Genomic DNA, 19,971 nt, shown 5'->3' on the forward strand with positions numbered 1-19,971 from the left:
CCTCCCCCTCGCCGCCCCCGGCACCGCCACCGCCTCCCTCCTCGCCTTCGTCTTCAGCTGGAACAACTTCATGTTCGCGCTGATCTTCGCCGACGAGGACACCATGACGGTGCCGGTGACCCTGTTCAACTTCATCTCCTACGCCAGCACCGACTGGGGCGGCCTGATGGCCGCCGCCACCCTGATGACGATCCCGGTCGTCGTCGCCGCCGTCATCGGACAGAAGCACCTCGTGGCCGGCCTGACCGCCGGCGCCACCAAGGGCTGACCACCACCCCACACCCTCTGGAAGACCACCACCTCTTGACCTCCTCCCCTCCGTGAACGGAGGAGATTCCGACCCTCACGGGAGGACCTTTCTGTTTCGCAGCGAACCGCCCGCCACGGGACGAACCCGAGCCAGGTCTTACACCCGCTCCACAGACCTCACATCCCGCCAGCCCGGCGGTAGACCACCAGGGCTTGGTTATCGCCCCAGCGGCACCCTCACCCTACCAGAGCATTCCGCAACGATACCGCTACGCTCCGCTATGCGGAGGCCAGGGATGTGTTCCCTCCCCCGGCTGAAGCCGAGGGTCTCCACACAAGGAATTCCGATGAAGATCGTCGACGCGCAGGTCGTCGTCACCAGCCCGGGCCGCAACTTCGTCACGCTGCGGATCACCACCGACGAGGGCCTCACCGGCCTTGGCGACGCCACCCTCAACGGCCGCGAACTCGCCGTCACCAGCTACCTGGTGGACCACGTGGCGCCGCTGCTGATCGGCCGCGACCCGCACCGGATCGAGGACACCTGGCAGTACCTCTACCGCGGCGCGTACTGGCGGCGCGGCCCGGTGACCATGGCCGCGATCGCCGCCGTGGACGTCGCCCTGTGGGACATCAAGGCCAAGGCCGCCGGGCTGCCGCTCTACCAACTGCTCGGCGGCGCCAGCCGCGACCGGGTCCGCGCCTACGGGCACGCCAGCGGCCGCGACATCCCCGAGCTGTTCGACTCCATCCGGGCCAGGCAGGCCGAGGGCTACCAGGCGATCCGCGTACAGACCGGCGTGCCGGGGCTCACCAACGTCTACGGCGTCCGGCACGACGCCGCGCTCGGCGCGGACGCCGACCGGCACCCGCGCCCGGTGGTGGAGGACTGGGACACCGCCGCCTACCTGCGCCACATACCCGGCGTCCTGGAGGCGGTCCGCAACGAGTTCGGGCCCGAACTGCCGCTGCTGCACGACGCGCACCACCGGCTCACGCCCATCCAGGCGGCCCGCCTCGGCGCGGCGCTCGAACCCTACGACCTGTTCTGGCTGGAGGACTGCACCCCGGCCGAGAACCAGGAAGGGCTGCGGCTGGTGCGCCGGCACACCAGGACCCCGCTGGCGATCGGCGAGGTCTTCAACACCGTCTTCGACTACCAGACGCTGGTGAACGAGCAGCTCATCGACTACGTGCGCTCCGCGGTGACCCACTTCGGCGGCGTCACCCCGCTCCGCAAGCTCTTCGACTACGCGGCCCAGTACCAGATCAGGAGCGCCGTCCACGGCCCCGAGGACATCTCGCCGGTCGGCATGGCGGCCGCGATCCACCTGGACCTGGCGATCCACAACTTCGGGATCCAGGAGTACTCGGGCCACACCGCGGCGACCGACGAGGTGTTCCGGCACGCCTACACCTTCACCGACGGGCATCTGCACCCGGGTGAGGAGCCGGGGATCGGCGTCGAGTTGGACGACGTGCTGGCCGCCGCCCACCCGTACGAGGCCGCCTACCTGCCGGTCAACCGGCTGGCCGACGGCACGGTTCACGACTGGTGAGCGGCGCGGCGGGGAAACAGCCCGAACCACGGGACGGAGCAGAAGGAGCAGCGGTCATGGCCGAACCCACCCCTCTCATCGCGGCGTTGCGCGCCCAGCGCCTGCTGCCGGTGCTGCGCTCACCCGACGTGGCCGCGGCGGTGGCCGCCGTCCGCGCCCTGGTGGACGCGGGCTGCCGGGTCGTCGAGCTGACCACCTCCACGCCCGACTGGCCGCGGGCCCTCGCCGACTGCCGGGAGGGGCACGGCGACGCGCTGCTCGGCGTCGGCACCGTGACCACCGCCGAGCAGGCGGCGACCGCGATCGGGGCCGGCGCCGACTTCCTCGTCTCCCCCTATCCGGCGCCCGCGGTGCGGGCGGTGGCGGCCGGCCACGGGGTCACGTTCGTCGAGGGCGGCTTCACCCCGGCCGAGATCGCCGACGCCGCCGGCCGCGGCCCGGCGAAGGTCTTCCCCGCCCACGTCGGCGGCCCACGGTTCCTCGCCTCGCTGCGGGCCGTGCTGCCGGACGCCGCCCTGATCCCCACCGGCGGCGTCTCGGTCGAGCAGGCGCCCGCCTACCTCGACGCCGGCGCGCTGGCCGTCGGGGTGGGCTCCGGCCTCCCCGAGGAACCGGCCGCGCTCGCCCGGCTGTTCGGAGCCGGGCGATGAGCGACGTCGACGTGGTGCTGATCGGCGAGATCCTCGTCGAGTTCTCCTGCGAGGACCCGCTGGCCGACGGGGCGCGGATCCGGCTCGGCTTCTCGGGCGACGTGCTGAACGCCGCTGCGGCGGCCGCGGCCGCGGGCGCCCGCGCCGCCGTCCTGACCGCGGTGGCCGACGACCGGCTCGGCGACGCCCTCGTCGCCCGGGTCTCCGCGCTCGGCGTCGACACCTCGCTGATCCGGCGGGTGCCTGGCGGCAACGGCGCCTATCTGCTGCACGGCGACCTCACGGGCGAGCGGGAGTTCACCTACTGGCGCACCGGCAGCGTGGCGTCCCGCCTCGACGTCGCGGACGTCGAGCGCGAGCGCGCCACCCTGGCCGCCGCCCGGGCGCTGGTCGTCACCGGCATCGGCGGCGCGCTGTCGGACGGCAGCCGGCGGGCGGTGCCGGCCGCCGCCCGGATCGCCGCCGAGGGCGGCGCGGCCGTGGTCTACGACCCCAACTACCGTGCGCGGCTGACCAGTCGGGAGCGGGCCAGGGCGCTGCTCGCCGAGGTGGCGCCGCACTGCGCGCTGGTCACCCCGTCCTGCCCCGCGGACGCGCTCGAGCTGCTCGGCACGGCGGACCCGACCGCCGCCGCCGAGGCCGTCCTCGCACTCGGCGCCCGCGCCGCCGCGGTGACCTCGGGCGCCGACCACGTCGTGGTGACCGACCCGGGCGGGCCGCTCACCCTGCCGGTGCCGGTGGTCGCCGACGCCGTCGACGCCACCGGCGCGGGCGACGTCCTGACCGGCACGACCGCCGCCCGGCTGGCGCTCGGCGACCCGCTGCCGACGGCCGTCGGCCTCGGCATCGCCGCCGCTTCGCTCTCGGTCGCCGGTCGCGGCGGCACGGGCCGGATCCCCACCCTGGCGGAGACCAGGGCCGCGGCGCGCGGTCAGAACGTCACGTCGCTGCACATGAAGTAGATCTGGTCTCCGTGGGAGGCCTTCCAGATGGTGTAGACGACGTGGTGGCCGGAGCGGCCGGTCGCGGTGGCCTGGGTGACGTAGTGCGAGGCGGACGCGTACCGGCCGGTCTCGGTGACCAGTTCGAGGTCGGCCCAGTCCAGCGCGTCGGTCTCGGCGTCGTAGCCCTGCCTGGTCACGTAGACCTGGAGGTAGTCGGCGCCGTGCCTGGCCTCGTCGAAGACGTCGACCGTGAAGGTGCTGCCGACCCGGGTCGTCCGCCACGGTCCCGGGGTGTCCATCGGGGCGTAGCGGCCGTTGTCGGTGAGGCCGGCGCCGCACAGCTGGTTGTCGGGGATGAACGCCTGGAAGTCGCCGCCGGTGCCCTCCCGGTAGAGGGCGTTCCAGAGCCACATGGCTCCGGTGTCGGCCCGCCACGCCTGCCAGCACATGGGGTCCTCGCGCTCCATGTCCGGGTTCTGCCAGTCGCTGCCCCAGCGCAGGTAGCAGCCGTAGATCCGGGAGAGCGGGTCGGCGACCGAGCCGTGGGCGGTGGCGGACGGCGTGGACCACGGCGTCAGCAGCAGCGTGCCGGCGGCCAGGGCCGTCACGAGGGCGCGGGTTCGTTCACGTCGGAGGAATGACACTGCGGCTCCTCTTCGCTTCGGGTGGGGGGTCTCGTTCAGCTGCCGGCGGTGGGCCGCAGTTGCACGACCACGACCGAGTAGGGCGGCACGGTCTGGCGGGTCGCGCTGCCCGCCCTGGCCGAGGTGATCGAGGTGGCGTTCTTGAGGTACGAGTACACGGTCGGGGTGGCCGAGGAGGGGGTGAAGCCGCGGTAGGAGAGGGTGACGGTGGCGGCCTCGTCCGGGTCCTTGTTGATGAGCATGACGTTCACGTCGCCGTTGGCCTCCCGGACGGCGTGCGCGGCCACCAGCGGCGTCGAGCTTTCGGCCCCGACCAGGGTGTCGCCAGGGGAGCCGAGGTGGGTGATCATCCGGGTGCCGTGGTACGGCGGGAACGGGGTGTTGAGCGGCGGCTCGCAGGAGGCCCCGCTGGAGAGGATGCCGCCGTCGTCGTAGTCGGTGGCGCCCTCGACCTCGGTGATGTTGGAGCAGTCGGTGCCGTTGTGCAGGTTCCACCAGTCCAGCGTGAACGCGCCGTGCGCCAGCCACGTCAGGTACTCGTCGGGCGCGAACACCCCGCTCGGCGAGGTGTTCTTGTAGGCGGTGGCGGCGGCCTCGGTCACCGCGATGCCGACGTTCGGCGCGTTGGCCCCGGCGTAGCGGTCGATCAGCGACCGGAGCGCGGCGGCCATCCCCGGTATCTCGGTCCCCGGCGCGTCCAGCAGGTCCTCCTGGCTGGTGGCGCTCGGGTAGTGGTGGACGATCACGAAGTCGATCACCGAGCCGGCGATGGACATGACGGTGTTGTTCCAGTCCATCGTGTCCCCAGGACCGACGATGCCGTCCGGCCAGTGGCCCGGCGTCGTCAGGACCGCGCCGATCTGGATGGTCGGGTCGACGGCCCGCATCGCCTCGGCGTGGGCGAGCAGGTTGCGCGCGTACTCGCGGGGGCTCTTGTCGGGGTGGTGGTCGATCTCCCAGGTGGCGCCGTAGTGGCCGTTGCCGTAGACCTCGTTGCCGATCTCCCAGTACTCGACGTCGTAGTCGTTGGTGACGTTCGCGTACCGCACCCACTCCGCCGCCTCCTCGGGCGTGCCCGAGCCGTAGTTCGCGGTGATGATCGGCTGCGCCCCGGCGGCGCGCACCGTCTCCATGAAGGTGTCGAACTCGGTGTCGGGCGCGACGTAGCCGCCCTCGACGGTGTGCGTCTCCCAGTGGTAGCCGTCCGCGTACGAGCCGCCCGGGTAGCGCACCATGCCGACGCCGGCGTCGCTGAGCAGCCCGGGGATGGCCGGGTGGTTCATGTTGCCGTCGTAGACCGCGACGTTCATCCCGACGCCGGTGTCCGGGATCGTCGCCAGGGCGTCGCCGGCGTCGACCGACACGGAGGCGGTGATCGCGGCGGGGGCGGGCGGCGCGGCCGCGGTGATCGAGCCCGCGGCGGCCAGCGTCAGGGCCAGGGACAGGCCGACCAGGCGGGGGGAAGAACTGCGCGGTAACCGCATGAGCACCTCCAGGGAAGAGATCCGAGCTCGCTTCGCGGCAACCATCGGAGCGTCTTCGGCTGGCAACTTTCGCGGCTGGTACTCCGATAGTTTCCTGGGGAACGTAGCGACGACCCGGGGTACGGTCAATGACCCTTCCCGGGTGGAATCTCGTATGCGGCAAGGGAGTTGACGCCCCAAGGGCGAGCGAAAGTTTCCTGCGGGCGGCCCGGCGGGGTCAGGGGGTCACGAGGACCTTGAGGGCCTTGCGATCGGCCATGTCCCGGTAGCCGGCCGGGACGCCGTCGAGGTCGGTGGTGGCGTCGAAGACCTTCCCCGGTTCGATGGTCCCGTCGAGGATGTCGGGCATCAGCTCGTCGATGTAGGCCCGGACGGGGGCCGGACCGCCGGCCAGCCGCAGGTTGCGCCCGAAGAGGCTGCCGAAGCCGATCGGCGCCTCCTCGTACTGCGGGACGCCGACCCGGCTGATCACGCCGCCCGGCCTGACCACCCCGAGGGCCTGCTGGTAGGCGGGCATGTTGCCGACCGCCTCCAGGACCACGTGCGTGCCGTACCCGCCGGACAGCTCGCGGACCTCCGCCACGCCCTCCTCGCCGCGGGCCGAGACGACGTCGGTGGCGCCGAACTCCCGGCCCAGGTCGGTGCGCACCCGGTGACGGCCCATGAGGATGATCTGCTCGGCGCCCAGTCGCTTGGCCGACAGCACCGCGAGCAGGCCGACCGCGCCGTCGCCGATCACGGTGACCCGGGTGCGCTCGCTGACCCCGCCCGCCACGGCGGCGTGGTAGCCGGTGCCGAAGACGTCCGAGAGCGTCAGCAGGGACGGCATCAGCGCCGAGTCGGGCGCGACCGGGAGCTTGACGAGGGTGCCGTCGGCGAGCGGCACCCGGATCGCCTCGGCCTGGCCGCCCTCCTCGGGCAGGATGTCCCAGAAGCCGGCCTGCGGGTTGGCGCACGAGGTGTGCAGGCCCTCGCGGCAGAACTCGCAGGTGTTGTCGGAGATCGCGAACGGGGCGACCACCAGGTCGCCCCGTTTCACGGTGGTCACCTCGGAGCCGGTGTCCTCGACCACGCCGATGAACTCGTGCCCCATGCGGGCCGGGCCGTCGGCCGGCGACATCGAGCCGTAGGGCCACAGGTCGCTGCCGCAGACGCACGACGCGGTGATCCGGACCAGCGCGTCGGTGGGCTGTTCGACGGTGGAGTCGGGAACGTTCTCGATCCGGACGTCGCCGGCGCCGTACATGAGGGTTGCGCGCATCAGGGCTTCTCCATCGGGGTGCGAGTGGGGCGGGGAGGGCGAACGGTGCTGGTGATCCGCTTCCAGCGTCCGCGCTCCCCGCGCCCTCGGCATCCCAGGTCACCTGGTTGGCCGCCGCCCCGTCACCCCGAGGACACGGCCGGTTCCCGGATGGTGAAGCGGCCCGCGAGGAGGTCGCGGTCGCGGGAGGACGAGCCGACCAGCAGCTCGAAGGAGCCGGGTTCCACGACGCGGCGGCCGTCCGCGGCGACGATGGTGCAGGCGGCGGCCGGCAGTTCGAGGTCCACGTCGAGGGACTGGCCGGGCCGCAGGTCGACCTGGCGGTGGAGCTTCAGCTCCTTGTCGGCCCAGGTGGCGGACGTGACCAGGTCCCGGACGTAGACCTGCACCGTCTCCCTGGCGGGCCGCCGGCCGGCGTTGGTGAGGGTGACGGTCGCCCGCACCGCGTCGGCGACGCCGAGTTCGGGGGTGTGGACGCGCAGGTCGGTGTAGTCCACCCGGGTGTAGCCGAGCCCCTCGCCGAACGCGAACCGCGGGTCCTGCGTCAGGTCGGCGTAGCGGTCGCCGTGCTGGCCACGGATCTGGTTGTAGTACGAGGGCTGCTGGCCGACGTGCCGGGGAACGGAGATCGGCAGCCGGCCGCTGGGCTCGATCAGGCCGAGCAGCAGCTCGGCGACGGCGCGGCCACCGCGCATGCCGGGGCTGAACGCCTGGACGAGCGCGGCGGCGGCGTCGGCCGACGGCGGGAGGACCTGGGGCTTGGAACTGATCACGACGACGATCAGCGGCTTGCCGGTGGCGGCCAGCGCGTCCAGCAACTCGACCTGGCCGCCGACCAGGTCGAGGGTGGCGGTGGAGCGGTACTCGCCGATCAGGCCGATGGTGTCGCCGACCACGGCGACGACGACGTCGGCCTCGTTCGCGACGGCGACGGCCTCGCCGAGCAGCTCCGGATCGGGCCGGGCGGGGACGACGATCTCCGGGGCCGGCTGCCCGTCGGCGAGCACCGGACCGTTCGGGTCGGGCGCGAACTCCGCGATCCGCGCGCCCGGCGCGTGGGTGATCGTCCAGTCGGCCGGCGCGAAGGACCGCAGTCCGTCGAGCACGGTCTCGGTCAGCTGCCTGGGGTGGCCGTCGGGCAGCCAGTAGGCCTGCCCAGAGGCGCCGGCCCAGTCGCCGAGTTGGGCGTCGACCGCGTCGGCGTTGGGGCCGACCACGGCGATCCGCCGGGCGGGGGCGTCCCCGACGGGCACGGCGCGCCCCGCCGGGTCGGTCGTCGCGGCGTCGAGCAGCGGCAGCGTGCCGTCGTTGGTGAGGAGGACGAGGCCGCGGCGGGCGATGTCGAGGTTCAGCGCGGCGTGGTCGGCGGCGCCGATGTCGGTGGCCTGCCTGGCGGGGTCCGGGCGGCGCGGGTCCTCGAAGAGCCCGAGTTCGAACTTGAGGGTGAGGATCCGGCGCACCGCCGCGTCGATCTCGGCCTCGGTCAGCAGGCCGCGGGCCACGGCCCGCTGCGCGCCCTCGAAGAACTGCGGGGTGGTCATGACGAGGTCGTTGCCGGCCCGCACCGCCCGGGCCGCGGCCTCGGTGTCGTCGGCGCACACCCGCTGTTCCCGCACCAGCCGGCCCACGTTGTCCCAGTCGGTGACGAGGGTGCCGGTCCAGCCCCACTCGTCGCGCAGCACCTCGCGCAGCAGCCACTGGTCGAGGGTGACCGGCACCCCGTCGATGGACTGGTAGCCGATCATGAAGGTGCGGCACCCCTCCCGGGCGACGCGTTCGAAGGGCGGCAGGAACCAGGCGCGCAGCTTGCGCCGGCTGAGGTCGGCCTCGCTGGCGTCCCGGCCGCCCTGGGTCTCGGAGTAGCCGGCGAAGTGCTTGGCGCAGGCCAGCACGGCGGTCCGGTCGGCAAGACCCTCGCCCTGGTAGCCGCGCACCATGGCCGAGGCCAGCTCGCCGAGCAGATGGGGGTCCTCGCCGAAGGTCTCGCCGACCCGGCCCCAGCGCAGGTCGCGGGCGATGCACAGCACGGGCGAGAAGGTCCAGTGCACGCCGGTGGTGGAGACCTCGACGGCGGTGGCGCGGGCGACGCGTTCGACGAGGAGCGGGTCCCAGGAGGCGGCCATGGCCAACTGGGTGGGGTAGATGGTGGCGCCCGCCCAGAAGGAGTGGCCGTGGATGCAGTCCTCGCCGACGAGCAGCGGGATGCCGAGCCGGCTGGCCGCGGCCAGGTCCATGGCCTGGCCGATCCGCTCGGGGGCGGCGTGCAGGATCGAGCCGACGTGCAGGTCCTCCACCAGGTGGGTGACGCCGTCCTTCGCGTCGAGCTGGAGCATCTGCCCGACCTTCTCCGGGAGCGTCATGCGGGGCAGCAGGTCGTCGATCCGGTCCTCGACGGGCAGCGCGGGGTCGCGGTAGGGCGGAACAGTCACAGGTCATTCCCGTTCGTGAGGGGCTCGTCTTGGTGAGGGGGGCCGTCCTGGTGAGGGGGGCCGGCTTCTCGGACGACCGCCAGGCCGCCCGCCGGGACGGTGAGCGTGCCGCTCGCCCGGGCGCCGGACAGCAGGTCGACGCCGGTGGCGGCCACCCGCGCGGGGTGCCCGGTGTGGTTGATCGCGAAGAGCCAGGAACCGCCGCCGGCGGCGGTTCTGCGGGTGACCTCCACCCCGCCCCCGGCACCGGGGACCGGTGGTGCGCAGCCCGCCTCCGCCGCCCAGCGCGGGAGGAGGAGCCGGAGCGCGTCGTCGTCGGGGCGGGTGGCCAGGTAGCGGGTGGTGGCGCGGCGCAGGACGGCGGGGCCGCCCGCGGCCGGCCCGTCGGCGAAGCGGCTCTCCACCGCGGTGCCGGCGTCGGGGATCACCCGCTCGGCCCAGAGCCGGCCGGTCGAGCCGTCGTCCAGCCGGACGGTCCCGCCGGCGGCGAGCGGCAGGTGCTCGTCGACGCGCAGCCCGAGCAGCTCGCGCAGCGCCCCCGGGTAGGGCCCGGGGTGGATCCGGTCGTCGGCGTCGACCAGGCCGCTGAAGGGGCCGACGACCAGGTGCCCGCCGCCGGCGGCGTACTCCGCGAGGGCGCGGGCCGTGTCGGTGGAGACGGCGTAGAGCGAGGGCACCAGGAGCAGCCGCTGCCTCCCGGGGGCCGCCACCACGTCGCAGGGGAGACCGGCGGTCCACAGCGCGCGGTGCCAGGCGCGGAACACCTCGTGGTAGGTCAGGTCGGCGCTCGGCCGGTAGGGGAGTTCCAGGGCCCACATCGCCTCGTAGTCGAGGAGCAGGGCGATCTCGGCGGGCTCGCAGGTGGAGCCGGCGAGCTCGGCGAGTCGGGCCACGGTGGCGCCGAGGGCCGTGACCTCCCGCCAGATCCTGGTGTCCACTCCCCCGTGTGGGACCATCGCCGAGTGCCACTTCTCCGGCCCGTGGGCGGACTGCCGCCACTGGAAGAACATGGCGCCGTCCGCGCCGCGGGCCAGGTGGGCGAGGCTGTTGCGGGCCATCTCGCCCGGCTCCTTGGCGAGGTTGCGGCCCTGCCACTGCACCGCGGACGTGGAGTGCTCCATCAGCAGCCAGGGCCGCCCGCCGGCCAGGCCGCGTGCCAGGTCGGCGGCCAGCGCGAGGTCGGCGTCCCGGTGCGGGTCCTCGCCGATCAGGTAGTGGTCGTTGGAGACCAGGTCGACGTCCTCGGACCAGCGCCAGTAGTCGGCCCAACGGAGGCTGCCGGTCATGAAGTTGGTGGTGACGGGGCGGCCCGGCGAGTGGGCGTGCAGGATGTCGCGCTCGGCGCGGAAGCAGGCCCGGTGCTCGGCGTCGCCGAAGCGGTAGAAGTCCAGGCGGAGCCCCGGCGGCAGGCCGCTGGTGCTGACACGGGGCGGGATCACCTGCTCCCAGTCGCTGTAGCGCATGCCCCAGACGGCGGTGCCCCAGCGGTCGTTGAGGGCGTCGAGGTCGTCCCCGTAGGTGGCCCGCAGCCAGTCGCGGAAGGCGGCGGCCGACGTGTCGCACCAGCAGTGGGCGTTGCCGTTGCCGTACTCGTTGTTGACGTGCCACATCACCACGGCCGGGTGCTCGCCGTACCGTTCGGCCAGCCGGCGGGTGATCAGCGCGGCGCGTTCCCGGTAGGCCGGGGACGACGGGCAGTACGCCTGCCGGGCGCCGGGGGCCAGGGTGCGCCCGTCCGCGGTGACGGGCAGCGACTCCGGGTGGGCGTGCGAGAACCAGAGCGGCGGCGCGGCGGTCGGGGTGGCCAGGTCGACGGCGACGCCCGCCTCGTGGAGCAGCTCCACGACCTCGTCGAGGCCGGTGAAGTCGAAGGCGTCGGGCCGGGGTTCCAGCCAGGACCAGGCGAAGACGCCGAGGGACACCAGGTTGACCCCGGCCTCGCGCATCAGCCGGACGTCCTCGCGCCAGGTCGCCCTGTCCCACTGCTCGGGGTTGTAGTCGGCGCCGTAGGCCGGGCGGGGGATGCGGCCCCAGCCCGGTGGCGGCTGGTCGGGTCGCGGCATGCGCGGGCTCCTGGGTCTCGGCTCTGGTTTCGAGGCTGCGGTGCGTGCTCAGGGGGTGTGCCGGTGGGTGCGGATCTCCTCAGGCCAGGCCAGCCGGATGCCCAACGTGTCGCTGAGCAGCCGCTGGTAGTCGGCCAGCCGCGCCGCGTCGGAGCGGACCTTCCGCGGCGGCAGGTCGTGGGCCAGGCAGAAGCTGGCGAGCGCCCCGACGGCCTCGCCGATCCCCCACTCCACGGGGTGCAGCCGGTAGCAGCCGTTGGTGATGTGGGTGGTGCCGATGTTCTTGTTCGCCGGCAGCAGGTTGTCGACGCGAACCGGGATGAGCGCGCCCAGCGGGACCTGGAACGGGTAGGCCTCGATGTCGATGTAGGTACGCCCCGCGGTGCTCGGGTGCAGGTCGATGCGGTAGCTGCCAAGACCGACGCTGTCGGCGAAGACCTCGCTGCCCGCGCCCGCCGGGCGCGCCTGGACGCCCACGTGCTGCTCGAGCACCGTGAACTCGGCGACGATCCGCCGGGATTCGCGGATGTACGGCGCCTTGGCAAGACCGTCGGCGGTGCCGGTCACGTCGGGGCGGAGCCGGAGGCCCGGATAGCCCGTGCCGCCGTCCGGCCGGGGGGCCTCGGTCTGCATCCAGTGCAGGAACGACAGGGACAGGTCACGGGCACCCGCCAGCGCGGCCCGCCGCGCGGCCTCGTCCACGCCGAGCAACGGCGCCTGCCAGTAGTCGATCTGCGGCCAGTTCACCATCGTCACGTCGGAGTCGAAGGCGCCCTCGGTGAACTGCTCCCGGGCCAGCACCCGGCGGAAACGCCACAGGTCGAAGTGCTCGCCCGCCCCGGCGTCCATCAGCTTCCACGTGCGGTGCCGCAGGCTGATCGGGTGCACGTCGGTCCAGGAGAGCTGCGGCCCCGGCCAGAACGGCGCGGTGGCGGTCCTCCAGTGCTCGTACCCGGCGGGCCGGTCGACGACGTGCTCCTCGCCAGGGCGGTACTCGAGCGCGAAGCACCAGGACACGGCCTGCTGGTCGAGCGGATCGGCGACCGCGGGGGCGTGCGGCTCGCCGGTCTCCGACTGCCCCTCGGCACCGATGACGTGCTCCACGCCGGCGAGTTCCAACAGGTCGCCCAACTCGGTGGCGTCCACGACATAGCCGGCCGACACGGTGGTCGACTCGCCGGTGCGGAGGCTCCGCACCGTGACGGCCTCGATCTCGTCGCCACGGCTGTGGGCGGCCACCGGCTCGTGGCCGGTCAGCACGGTGACGGCGCCCGACGCCCGCCACGGGGCGAGGAGTTCGTCGATGACGGCGGCCGCCACCCGCGGCTCGTGGCACATCCGGCTGACCACGCCGAGGCCGGGATCGAGCCGCGGATCGGCCGCGGCGGCCGGCGTGAGCGGATAGGTGCGCCGGTAGTGGTCGCGCACCAGATGGCGGAGGCGCGCGTAACCGGGCGGGGCGGCGGGCCCCTCGATCCACGGATGCTCGTCCGGGGGCACGGCCTGCGCGGTGAGCTGCCCGCCGAGCCAGTCGGTGACCTCGGTGAGCACCACGGAACGGCCAAGGCGCGCGGCGGTCAACGCCGCCGCGACACCACCGAGCCCACCGCCGACGATCAACACATCGGTCCGTATATCGCCCATGTCTGGGTGTCGTTCCTTCCTGGGAGGGGTTCAGGCGGACGCTCCGGGGCCGCGCCCCGTAGGGGCGCGGGGAACTGCGCGATCAACCACGACGGCGCCGCAGCGAAACGCGGCCCGCCGCGGCACTTCCCACGAAGCGGCCCGGCCGAGCGCTAGCGACCCGGCACCGCCACCGTCGTTCCGGCGCTGACAGAACACGGCACGAGCAGGCTTTCCACGCGCCGCCCCGGCGCGTCCAGCATCGCGATGAGCCGGTCCACGGCGATCCGGCCGATCTCGATCCGCGGGATCTCCAGCGACTCCCACCGGCCCTCGGGCTGGTCCCACGCCCCTTCGAGCACGGCGACCGACAGGTCGTCAGGAACCCGCAGGCCACGCGCCGCCAGGCGCGCCCGCAGCGCGTCGGCGAGCCGCACGCTCTCCGCGACGACCGCCGTCTCGCATCCGGTGACGAGCCGGTCGAGCCATTCCTCCGACAGCTCTGGCTCGCCGCGGAAACCCGGGGAGTCGTCGGTGAGCCCGAGTTCGCGCACCGCCCGGGCGTAGCCCCGCCGTCGGTCGGTGTACGGCTCCATCTCCTTGTCCTCGCGCAGGTAGCCGAACCTGCGGTGGCCGAGGCCGGCGAGCTTGCCGACGATGTCGGCGGTGACGGTCTCGTAGTCGGGGATGACGCACGGGATGTCGGCGCCCGGCACCTCGCGGCGGCCGATGTGGATGAACGGGTAGCCGTCGAACCAGAGCCTGGACAGCTCGGCGCGGTCCGTCGACACCCCGAGCAGCACGCTGCCGTCGGCCAGGCCGAGCCGGTTGGTGCCGTCGCGGAACACCATGCGACGGCCGTCGCCGCCGGCCCCGGTGGAGGTGAAGAGCACCAGGTCGAAGCCGGTCTCCTCGGCCCGCTCCTCGATGCCGAGGAGGAAGTCGAAGTAGAAGTCCTCGCGGGCGTGCGGGAACACGGCCTCGAAGGTGTGCACGCCGAGCAGGTTGGTGCGCTTCTTGCGCATCGCGCGGGCCGCCGGGTTGGCCACGTAACCGAGTTCCCTGACCGCGTCGAAGATCCGCCGGCGGGTCTCCTCGGAGATCCGCGCGCTTTCGGCGTCGCCGCTGACCACTCTGGAGACCGCCGACTGGGATACCCCGGCGAGGCGGGCCACGTCGGCCTGGTTGGGAGCGCGGTCACGTCGCCTGACGGTCACCTGGCGCTCTCCTGTCGCGCCACGCCCGCACCGCGGCGGGCCGCGGCCGCCGCCGCGAACGTGGTGTCCGCCAGTTCGCCGGCCCGACCCTTCTGGTGCAGCCAGCAGTGCGCCCAGTGGCCGTCGCCGAGCTCGGTGCGCGGCGGCGCCTCGGTGCGGCACTCGGCCATCGCGAACGGGCAGCGCGGATGGAAGCGGCAGCCGTCCGGTGGGTCGATCAGGCTGGGCGGCTCGCCCAACTGGTCGGCGTCACTGAACAGTTCGTCGCGCCCGGCGCCGCGCTCCGGATCGGGCGAGGACTCGACGAGCAGCTTGGTGTACGGGTGTTGGGGCGTGGCGATCAGCCTCTCGCGGGGGCCGGACTCGACCATGCGCCCCGCGTACATCACCGCGATATCGTCGCACAGGTAGCGGGCGCTCGCGATGTCGTGCGTGATGTAGAGCAGCGCGAGGCCCTCGTCGGCGCGCAGCCGGTGCAGCAGGTTCAGCATGTCGAGCCGGATCGACACGTCGAGCATGGAGATCGGTTCGTCGCCCAGCAGCACCTTGGGGCGTACGGCCAGGGCGCGGGCGATCACCACGCGTTGGCGCTGGCCGCCCGACAGCTCGTGCGGGAACTTCTCGGCGACCTCGGCGGCCGGCGACAGGCTCACCCGCTCCAGCAGTTCGACGATGCGGCGCCGCCGCCCGGCCCGGTCCAGGTCTGGCTCGTGCAGCCGCAGCGTGCGGTCCAGGGTGTAGCGGACCCGGTGCAGCGGGTTCAGCGAGCCGAAGGGGTCCTGGAAGATGAGCTGTACCTCGGCGTGGTAGGCGCGGGCGGCCCGCCGGCCGCGCCGCAACGGCTTGCCGCGCAGCAGGATCTCGCCCTCGGTCGGCGGGTGGAACCTGGCGAGCAGCCTGGCCAGCGTGGTCTTGCCGCTGCCGCTCTCGCCGACCAGGGCGAGGACGCCGCCCGGCCGCAGCGCCACGCTGGCCTCCTCCACGGCCCGCACGACCCTGGCGCGGCCGGCCGCGCCGCGCACGGTGAAGTGTTTGGAGACGTTCCTGGCCTCCAGCACATAGGTGTCGTCGCTCACGGCTGTTCGCCTCCTGGCTGGTCTCTCGTCGACGGGGCCTGTGGTGACGGATGGAGCAGGCACGCGACCTGACGATCCGGGTCGTCGGCCGCCGGCACCAGCGGCGGCAGGTGGGTGTCGCAGCCCGAGGTGCGCTGGGCGCAGCGCGGGTGGAAGGGGCAGCCGGGGGGCGGGTCGCGCAGGTCGGGCGGGCTGCCAGGGATCCCGGTGAGCGTGGTCAACGGGGCCCGCAGCGGCGGGAAGGAGGCCCGCAGCCCTCGGGTGTAGGGGTGCTTGGGGTCGGCGTAGAGGGCGGCCGAGCTGCCCACCTCGATGATCCGCCCGGCGTACATGATGGCGATGCGGTCGGCGAGTTCGAGCAGCAGCGACAGGTCGTGGGTCACGAAGACCACCGCGAAGTCGAGTTCGGCGCGCAGCCGCAGCACCTGGGCGAGGATCTGCCGCTGCATCACCACGTCGACGGCGGTGGTCGGTTCGTCCATCACGACGAGCTCCGGGCCGCAGGCGAGGGCGAGCGCGATGGCCGCCCGCTGGCGCATGCCGCCGGACAGCTGGTGCGGGTAGTCGCGGACCCGGTCGGCGGAGATGCCGACGAGGGTGAGCAGTTCGGCGGCCCTGGCCCAGGCGAGTTTCCTGGTGAGCGTGCGGTCGTGCGCCCGCAGCACGTCGGCGAACTGGGCGCCGAGCCGCATCACCGGGTTGAGCGCGTCCATCGCGGACTGCATCACGATGGAGAGCGACGTCCACCGGTAGCGACGCAGCCGCTTGGCGTCCAGGGTGACGAGGTCGACGGGCGGGGCACCGTCGCGGCCGTGGAAGAGGATCTGCCCCGCGGTGGTCACCGCGGGCGGGCGCTGGAGCCGGGTGAGCGCCGTGATCAGGGTGGACTTGCCTGAGCCCGACTCGCCGGCCACGCCCAGGATCTCGCCGCGGCGCAGCGTGAAGGTGACGTCCACGCAGGCGCGTACCGGGGACTGCCCGGTGGCGTACTCCACGGTGAGGCCGCGCACGTCGAGGACGGTTCCGGCGGCGGCGGGGGCGCCGGGCGGGCGCCGTTGTTGTTCTGTGGGTGCGGTCATCACGCCTCGCCTCCGTTGAGCCTGGCGGTCTGCTGGAGCTTCCTGGCCCGCCGGACGGTCGTCGAACGGGCGGCCCGCAGCTTGGGGTTGGCCAGCTCGTCCATGCCGAAGTTCACCAGCGAGGCGGCGGTGCCGATCAGCGCGATGCAGAGACCGGGCGGCACGAACCACCACCACAGCCCGCGCAGCACGGCGCTCTGGTCCTGGGCCGACTGGATCATGGTTCCCCAACTGACCACCGAGGCGTCGGAGATGCCGAGGAACGCGAGTCCCGCCTCGGCCAGCACGGCGCCGATCATCGCGTGCAGGAACATCGAGGCGATGAGACCGGTCAGGTGCGGCAGCACCTCGAAGAAGATCAGCCGGTGGCTGCGCTCGCCGACCATCCGCATGGCCCGGACGAAGTCCCGGCTGCTGACGCTCAGCGCCTGGGCGCGCAGGGTGCGGGCCGCGCCCGACCAGCCGAACACCCCGATGACCAGGGCGATCACCCACAGCCCCGTGCCGCGCAGATAGCCGGCCACGATGAGGATGAGCGGCAGCACCGGCATCACCAGGAAGAGGTTGGTCACGAAGTTCAGGGCGGTGTCGATCCGGCCGCCGAAGTAGCCGGCGGGCACCCCGACCAGGACGGCGAGCGCGGTGCCGATGGTGGCGGCCAGCAGGCCGACCGACATCGAGGCGCGGGTGCCCTCGATCACCTGGCCGAGCACGTCCTGCCCGAACTGGTTGGTGCCCAACAGGTGGGCTCCGCTGGGTGGTTGGGAGATGGCGGAGATGTCGTTGGCCTGCGGGTCGACGCCGAGCACGTGCCGGACAAGCCAGGGTCCGAAGAGCGCGAGGAAGGCGAAGAAGCCGAGCACGGACAGGCCGGTGATGACCTTCCAACTGCGGAGGAACTCAAGCCGCACGGCGTCTCACCCCTGGTCCCTGATGCGCGGGTCGAGCAGGACGTAGACGGTGTCGGCCAGCAGGTTGGCCAGCAGCACGGTGAGGGTGATCATGAAGAACACGCCCTGCATCACCGGGTAGTCGCGTTGTTGGAGCGCGGAGTACATGAGGTAGCCGATGCCTGGATAGCTGAAGACGATCTCGGTGAGCAGCGCGCCGCCCACGACGTGCCCGAGGGCGAGGGCGAACCCGGTGAAGTTCGGCAGCAGCGCGTTGCGGGCGGCGTACCGCAGCAACACCCGCCGGGTGGAGAGGCCCTTGGCGTGCGCCAGCAGGACGTAGTCCTCGCGGACCGTGGTCACCGTCATGTTCCGCATGCCGAGCAGCCAGCCGCCGAACGCCGAGAACACGATGGTCGCGGCGGGCAGCGCGCCGTACTGCAACACGCTGAGCAGGAACGGCAGGTTCGGGCCGATGACCAGGTCGGGGTCGTAGCCGCCGGAGAGCGGGAACCACCCGAGCAGGAAGCTGAAGACCCACAGGCCGAGCAGCGCCATCCAGAAGTACGGGATCGCGGAGACGAAGGTGGTCAGCGGGGAGACGATGGTGTCGAAGCGGGTGCCGGCCCGCCAGCCGGCGACCGCGCCGAGGCCGGTGCCGAGCACGAACGCGATCACCGTGGTCGTGCCGACCAGCAGCAGCGTCCAGGGCAGCCCCTGCCAGAGCAGGTCGCCGACCGGGGTGGGGAAGTAGGTGACCGAGGTGCCGAGGTCGAAGTTGGCGAGCTGCCGCAGGTAGTCGAGGTACTGCTGGCCGATGTTGGCGCTGGGGTCGCCGAACAGGCGTTGGATGGCCGCCAGTTGGTGCTGGTCCACCTGCTGGCCGCTGACCTGCTGCAACTGCGCGACGACCGCCGCCGAGGGGTCTCCCGGCATCAGGCGCGGCAGGAAGAAGTTCAGCGTGATCGCCGCCCAGGCGGCGGCCAGGTAGAAGCCCGTCCGGCGGGCCAGGAAGGTCCAGCGGGAGGCCGAGCGAGAGGCCGTCCGCGCCCGGCCGGACTTCTCGGCCGGGGCGCTCGGTTCGACGGTGGCCGTTGCCGCGCTCAACTCCGGGCCCGCTTCAGGTCGCGCAGGACGAGAGCGATGTCGGGGCCGAGCGCGGTGGTCGGCACGGCGGTGAACTGCTCGGGCGTGGGCCAGCCGCTCCAGCGCGAGGCGTTGATGGCCACGAACCAGTAGCTGTTGTAGATCGGCGAGTAGGGCACCTGCTCGGCGACGACCCGCTGCATGCCGTGGGTGGCGGCCAGCAGCGTCTCTTCGTCGTCGGAGCCGGTGAGCTGGGCCACCAGCTCGTCGGTCTCCTCGTCGTTCCAGCGGCCGAAGTTGGTGGCGGCCTTCTCGCCGAGGGGCTGGGCGGCCTGGCTGGCGAGCGCGCGGTAGACCCCGGCGGGACCGGCGCCGCCCGTGGTGCTGATGGTGAGGTCGAAGTCGCCGCGCTGCTGCTGCTCCCAGAGGTTCGCGCCGGGCGCGCCGACCGGCTCGACCGTCAGGCCGAGCGTGTCCTGCCAGCTCCTGATCATGATGTTGGCGTACGCGTCCCAGCCGTAGTCCTGGTTGAACGACAGGGTGGGGACATACGTCTCGCCGTCCTTGACGAGCTTGCCGTCGCTGACGGTGTAGCCGCTCGCGGCCAGCTCCTCCAGGGCGCCGGCGGCGTCCACCTCCTGCACCTGGCCCTGGTACTCCGGCAGGAGCACGTCGTGGTAGATCTCGTCGACAAGACCGGTGGGCCCTGCCTCGGTGCCGGGGCGCTGGAGGGTGGCCACGATCTCGGTCCGCGGGATCGTCATGGCCAGCGCCCGCCGCAGGTTGACGTCGTCGAAGGGGGCCCTGGCGGTGTTGTAGAACATCGAGTACGCGCCGCCGGTGGCGTACTGCTGGTAGAGGTGGTTCCGCGGGTCCTCGGCGATGTACTCGTTCTCGGCGTCGGCCCAGGCGATGGGCGCCCAGTCGACGTCGCCGCGCAGCAGCTGGGCCTTCACCGCGTCCCCGTTGGTGGGGATGATCTTGAGCTGCTTCAACTCGAAGCTGCCGCCCCAGTAGTCGGTGCGCGCGGCGAGCGTGACCTGCTGGGCGGAGAACCGTTCGAGCGTGAAGGGGCCGGTGCCTATCGGGTCCGGGTTGGTCCAGGCGTTCAGGTCCTGGTCGGCCCAGAGGTGCGCCGGCACGATGAACGTGCCGGACCCGGCGAACTGGTTGAGCTCGCTGAAGGCGGGCGTGTCGAAGGTGACCGCCACCGTGCGGTCGTCCACCTTCTCGACCGCCGTGTAGGTGACGCCGCCGATGTTGAAGGAGGGGTCGCTCAGCGGCACCTGGAGCGAGTACACGACGTCGTCCGCGGTCATCGGGGTGCCGTCGGAGAACGTGACGTCGTCGCGGAGGGTGATCGTCAGGGTGGTGCCGGCCTCGTCGAAGGTCAGGTCCTCCGCCAGCCACGGCTTGACCGCGGCGCCGTCGCTGTAGTCGATCCTGGCCAGGTTCTCGTAGACCAGCCCGGCGTCCGGCGCCTTCTGCGTCGAGGGGCCGTACAGGTTGTAGTTGCGGATGAAGGTCGTCCCACCGTCGGTCTTGCCCAACACCAGGGTGTCGGTGCCGCCCGATCCGGCCGACCGGGTGCCGGCACTGCACGCGCTCGCCGCGAACGCGGCGGCGATGCCGACCGCACCACGCAGCACGGTTCTCCTGTCTGGCATGGCTGTGCTCTCCTTGCTCCTCGCGGACGAGGCAAAGCGGTGGCAGGGGT

The 19,971-nt window shown here is 72.8% G+C and carries 15 protein-coding genes and 1 pseudogene; 4 read left to right on the top strand and 12 right to left on the bottom strand.

Annotated elements, in window-relative coordinates; all coding sequences use genetic code 11:
* The 4 genes and pseudogenes from ACYVPE_RS10740 to ACYVPE_RS10755 form a co-directional block, all read left to right on the top strand.
* Positions 1 to 268 (top strand): annotated as a pseudogene (locus ACYVPE_RS10740) (carbohydrate ABC transporter permease); the annotation flags it as partial.
* 328 nt (positions 269 to 596) lie between these two features.
* Positions 597 to 1,808 (top strand): D-mannonate dehydratase ManD, encoded by a 1,212-nt coding sequence (gene manD, locus ACYVPE_RS10745; protein WP_461033254.1) that lies wholly within the window; start codon positions 597 to 599, stop codon positions 1,806 to 1,808.
* Positions 1,809 to 1,864: 56 nt separating this feature from the next.
* The gene (locus ACYVPE_RS10750; RefSeq protein WP_461033255.1) at positions 1,865 to 2,458 is read left to right on the top strand and encodes a bifunctional 4-hydroxy-2-oxoglutarate aldolase/2-dehydro-3-deoxy-phosphogluconate aldolase; all 594 of its coding nucleotides are present in this window, start codon (positions 1,865 to 1,867) and stop codon (positions 2,456 to 2,458) included.
* Positions 2,455 to 3,420, top strand: a complete 966-nt coding sequence (locus tag ACYVPE_RS10755) for a PfkB family carbohydrate kinase (RefSeq protein ID WP_461033256.1) — start codon at positions 2,455 to 2,457, stop codon at positions 3,418 to 3,420. Before ACYVPE_RS10750 ends, ACYVPE_RS10755 begins: the two co-directional genes overlap by 4 nt.
* Here the strand turns inward: ACYVPE_RS10755 and ACYVPE_RS10760 are convergent.
* The 12 genes from ACYVPE_RS10760 to ACYVPE_RS10815 form a co-directional block, all read right to left on the bottom strand.
* Positions 3,390 to 4,046 (bottom strand): lytic polysaccharide monooxygenase, encoded by a 657-nt coding sequence (locus ACYVPE_RS10760; RefSeq protein WP_461033257.1) that lies wholly within the window; start codon positions 4,044 to 4,046, stop codon positions 3,390 to 3,392. The two genes, ACYVPE_RS10755 and ACYVPE_RS10760, sit on opposite strands and share 31 nt — an antisense overlap.
* Before the next feature lie 35 nt (positions 4,047 to 4,081).
* A complete protein-coding gene (locus tag ACYVPE_RS10765; RefSeq protein ID WP_461033258.1) occupies positions 4,082 to 5,530 on the bottom strand; it encodes an LPXTG cell wall anchor domain-containing protein in 1,449 nt (482 codons plus the stop codon).
* Positions 5,531 to 5,747: 217 nt separating this feature from the next.
* Positions 5,748 to 6,791, bottom strand: coding sequence for a zinc-dependent alcohol dehydrogenase family protein (locus ACYVPE_RS10770; RefSeq protein ID WP_461033259.1), 1,044 nt, complete (start codon positions 6,789 to 6,791; stop codon positions 5,748 to 5,750).
* Positions 6,792 to 6,913: 122 nt separating this feature from the next.
* The gene (locus ACYVPE_RS10775) at positions 6,914 to 9,220 is read right to left on the bottom strand and encodes an exo-beta-d-1,3/1,6-glucosidase (protein WP_461033260.1); all 2,307 of its coding nucleotides are present in this window, start codon (positions 9,218 to 9,220) and stop codon (positions 6,914 to 6,916) included.
* Entirely contained in the window at positions 9,217 to 11,283 is a 2,067-nt protein-coding gene (locus ACYVPE_RS10780) for a beta-galactosidase (protein WP_461033261.1), read from the bottom strand. The genes ACYVPE_RS10775 and ACYVPE_RS10780 overlap by 4 nt, the downstream gene beginning before the upstream one ends.
* Before the next feature lie 48 nt (positions 11,284 to 11,331).
* Entirely contained in the window at positions 11,332 to 12,927 is a 1,596-nt protein-coding gene (locus tag ACYVPE_RS10785; RefSeq protein ID WP_461033262.1) for an FAD-dependent oxidoreductase, read from the bottom strand.
* Between the two features lie 152 nt (positions 12,928 to 13,079).
* Positions 13,080 to 14,123, bottom strand: coding sequence for a LacI family DNA-binding transcriptional regulator (locus tag ACYVPE_RS10790; protein WP_461033263.1), 1,044 nt, complete (start codon positions 14,121 to 14,123; stop codon positions 13,080 to 13,082).
* Positions 14,120 to 15,199, bottom strand: a complete 1,080-nt coding sequence (locus tag ACYVPE_RS10795; protein ID WP_461033264.1) for an ABC transporter ATP-binding protein — start codon at positions 15,197 to 15,199, stop codon at positions 14,120 to 14,122. Before ACYVPE_RS10795 ends, ACYVPE_RS10790 begins: the two co-directional genes overlap by 4 nt.
* Entirely contained in the window at positions 15,196 to 16,278 is a 1,083-nt protein-coding gene (locus tag ACYVPE_RS10800; RefSeq protein WP_461033265.1) for an ABC transporter ATP-binding protein, read from the bottom strand. The genes ACYVPE_RS10795 and ACYVPE_RS10800 overlap by 4 nt, the downstream gene beginning before the upstream one ends.
* Positions 16,278 to 17,189, bottom strand: a complete 912-nt coding sequence (locus ACYVPE_RS10805) for an ABC transporter permease (RefSeq protein ID WP_461033266.1) — start codon at positions 17,187 to 17,189, stop codon at positions 16,278 to 16,280. The genes ACYVPE_RS10800 and ACYVPE_RS10805 overlap by 1 nt, the downstream gene beginning before the upstream one ends.
* A 6-nt stretch (positions 17,190 to 17,195) precedes the next feature.
* Complete coding sequence (locus tag ACYVPE_RS10810; protein WP_461033337.1) at positions 17,196 to 18,179, bottom strand: ABC transporter permease; 984 nt, start codon at positions 18,177 to 18,179, stop codon at positions 17,196 to 17,198.
* A 92-nt stretch (positions 18,180 to 18,271) separates the two neighbouring features.
* Positions 18,272 to 19,921, bottom strand: coding sequence for an ABC transporter substrate-binding protein (locus tag ACYVPE_RS10815; RefSeq protein WP_461033267.1), 1,650 nt, complete (start codon positions 19,919 to 19,921; stop codon positions 18,272 to 18,274).
* Positions 19,922 to 19,971 lie beyond the last annotated feature (50 nt).

It is taken from the genome of Streptomyces mayteni, from assembly GCF_054783955.1.

What these genes read in the sequence shown, in the direction of transcription:
- manD (WP_461033254.1), top strand. Translation starts at nt 597, where the DNA reads ATGAAGATCGTCGACGCGCAGGTCGTCGTCACCAGCCCGGGCCGCAAC.
- ACYVPE_RS10750 (WP_461033255.1), top strand. Translation starts at nt 1,865, where the DNA reads ATGGCCGAACCCACCCCTCTCATCGCGGCGTTGCGCGCCCAGCGCCTG.
- ACYVPE_RS10755 (WP_461033256.1), top strand. Translation starts at nt 2,455, where the DNA reads ATGAGCGACGTCGACGTGGTGCTGATCGGCGAGATCCTCGTCGAGTTC.
- ACYVPE_RS10765 (WP_461033258.1), bottom strand. Translation starts at nt 5,530, where the DNA reads ATGCGGTTACCGCGCAGTTCTTCCCCCCGCCTGGTCGGCCTGTCCCTG.
- ACYVPE_RS10770 (WP_461033259.1), bottom strand. Translation starts at nt 6,791, where the DNA reads ATGCGCGCAACCCTCATGTACGGCGCCGGCGACGTCCGGATCGAGAAC.
- ACYVPE_RS10780 (WP_461033261.1), bottom strand. Translation starts at nt 11,283, where the DNA reads ATGCCGCGACCCGACCAGCCGCCACCGGGCTGGGGCCGCATCCCCCGC.
- ACYVPE_RS10785 (WP_461033262.1), bottom strand. Translation starts at nt 12,927, where the DNA reads ATGGGCGATATACGGACCGATGTGTTGATCGTCGGCGGTGGGCTCGGT.
- ACYVPE_RS10800 (WP_461033265.1), bottom strand. Translation starts at nt 16,278, where the DNA reads ATGACCGCACCCACAGAACAACAACGGCGCCCGCCCGGCGCCCCCGCC.
- ACYVPE_RS10815 (WP_461033267.1), bottom strand. Translation starts at nt 19,921, where the DNA reads ATGCCAGACAGGAGAACCGTGCTGCGTGGTGCGGTCGGCATCGCCGCC.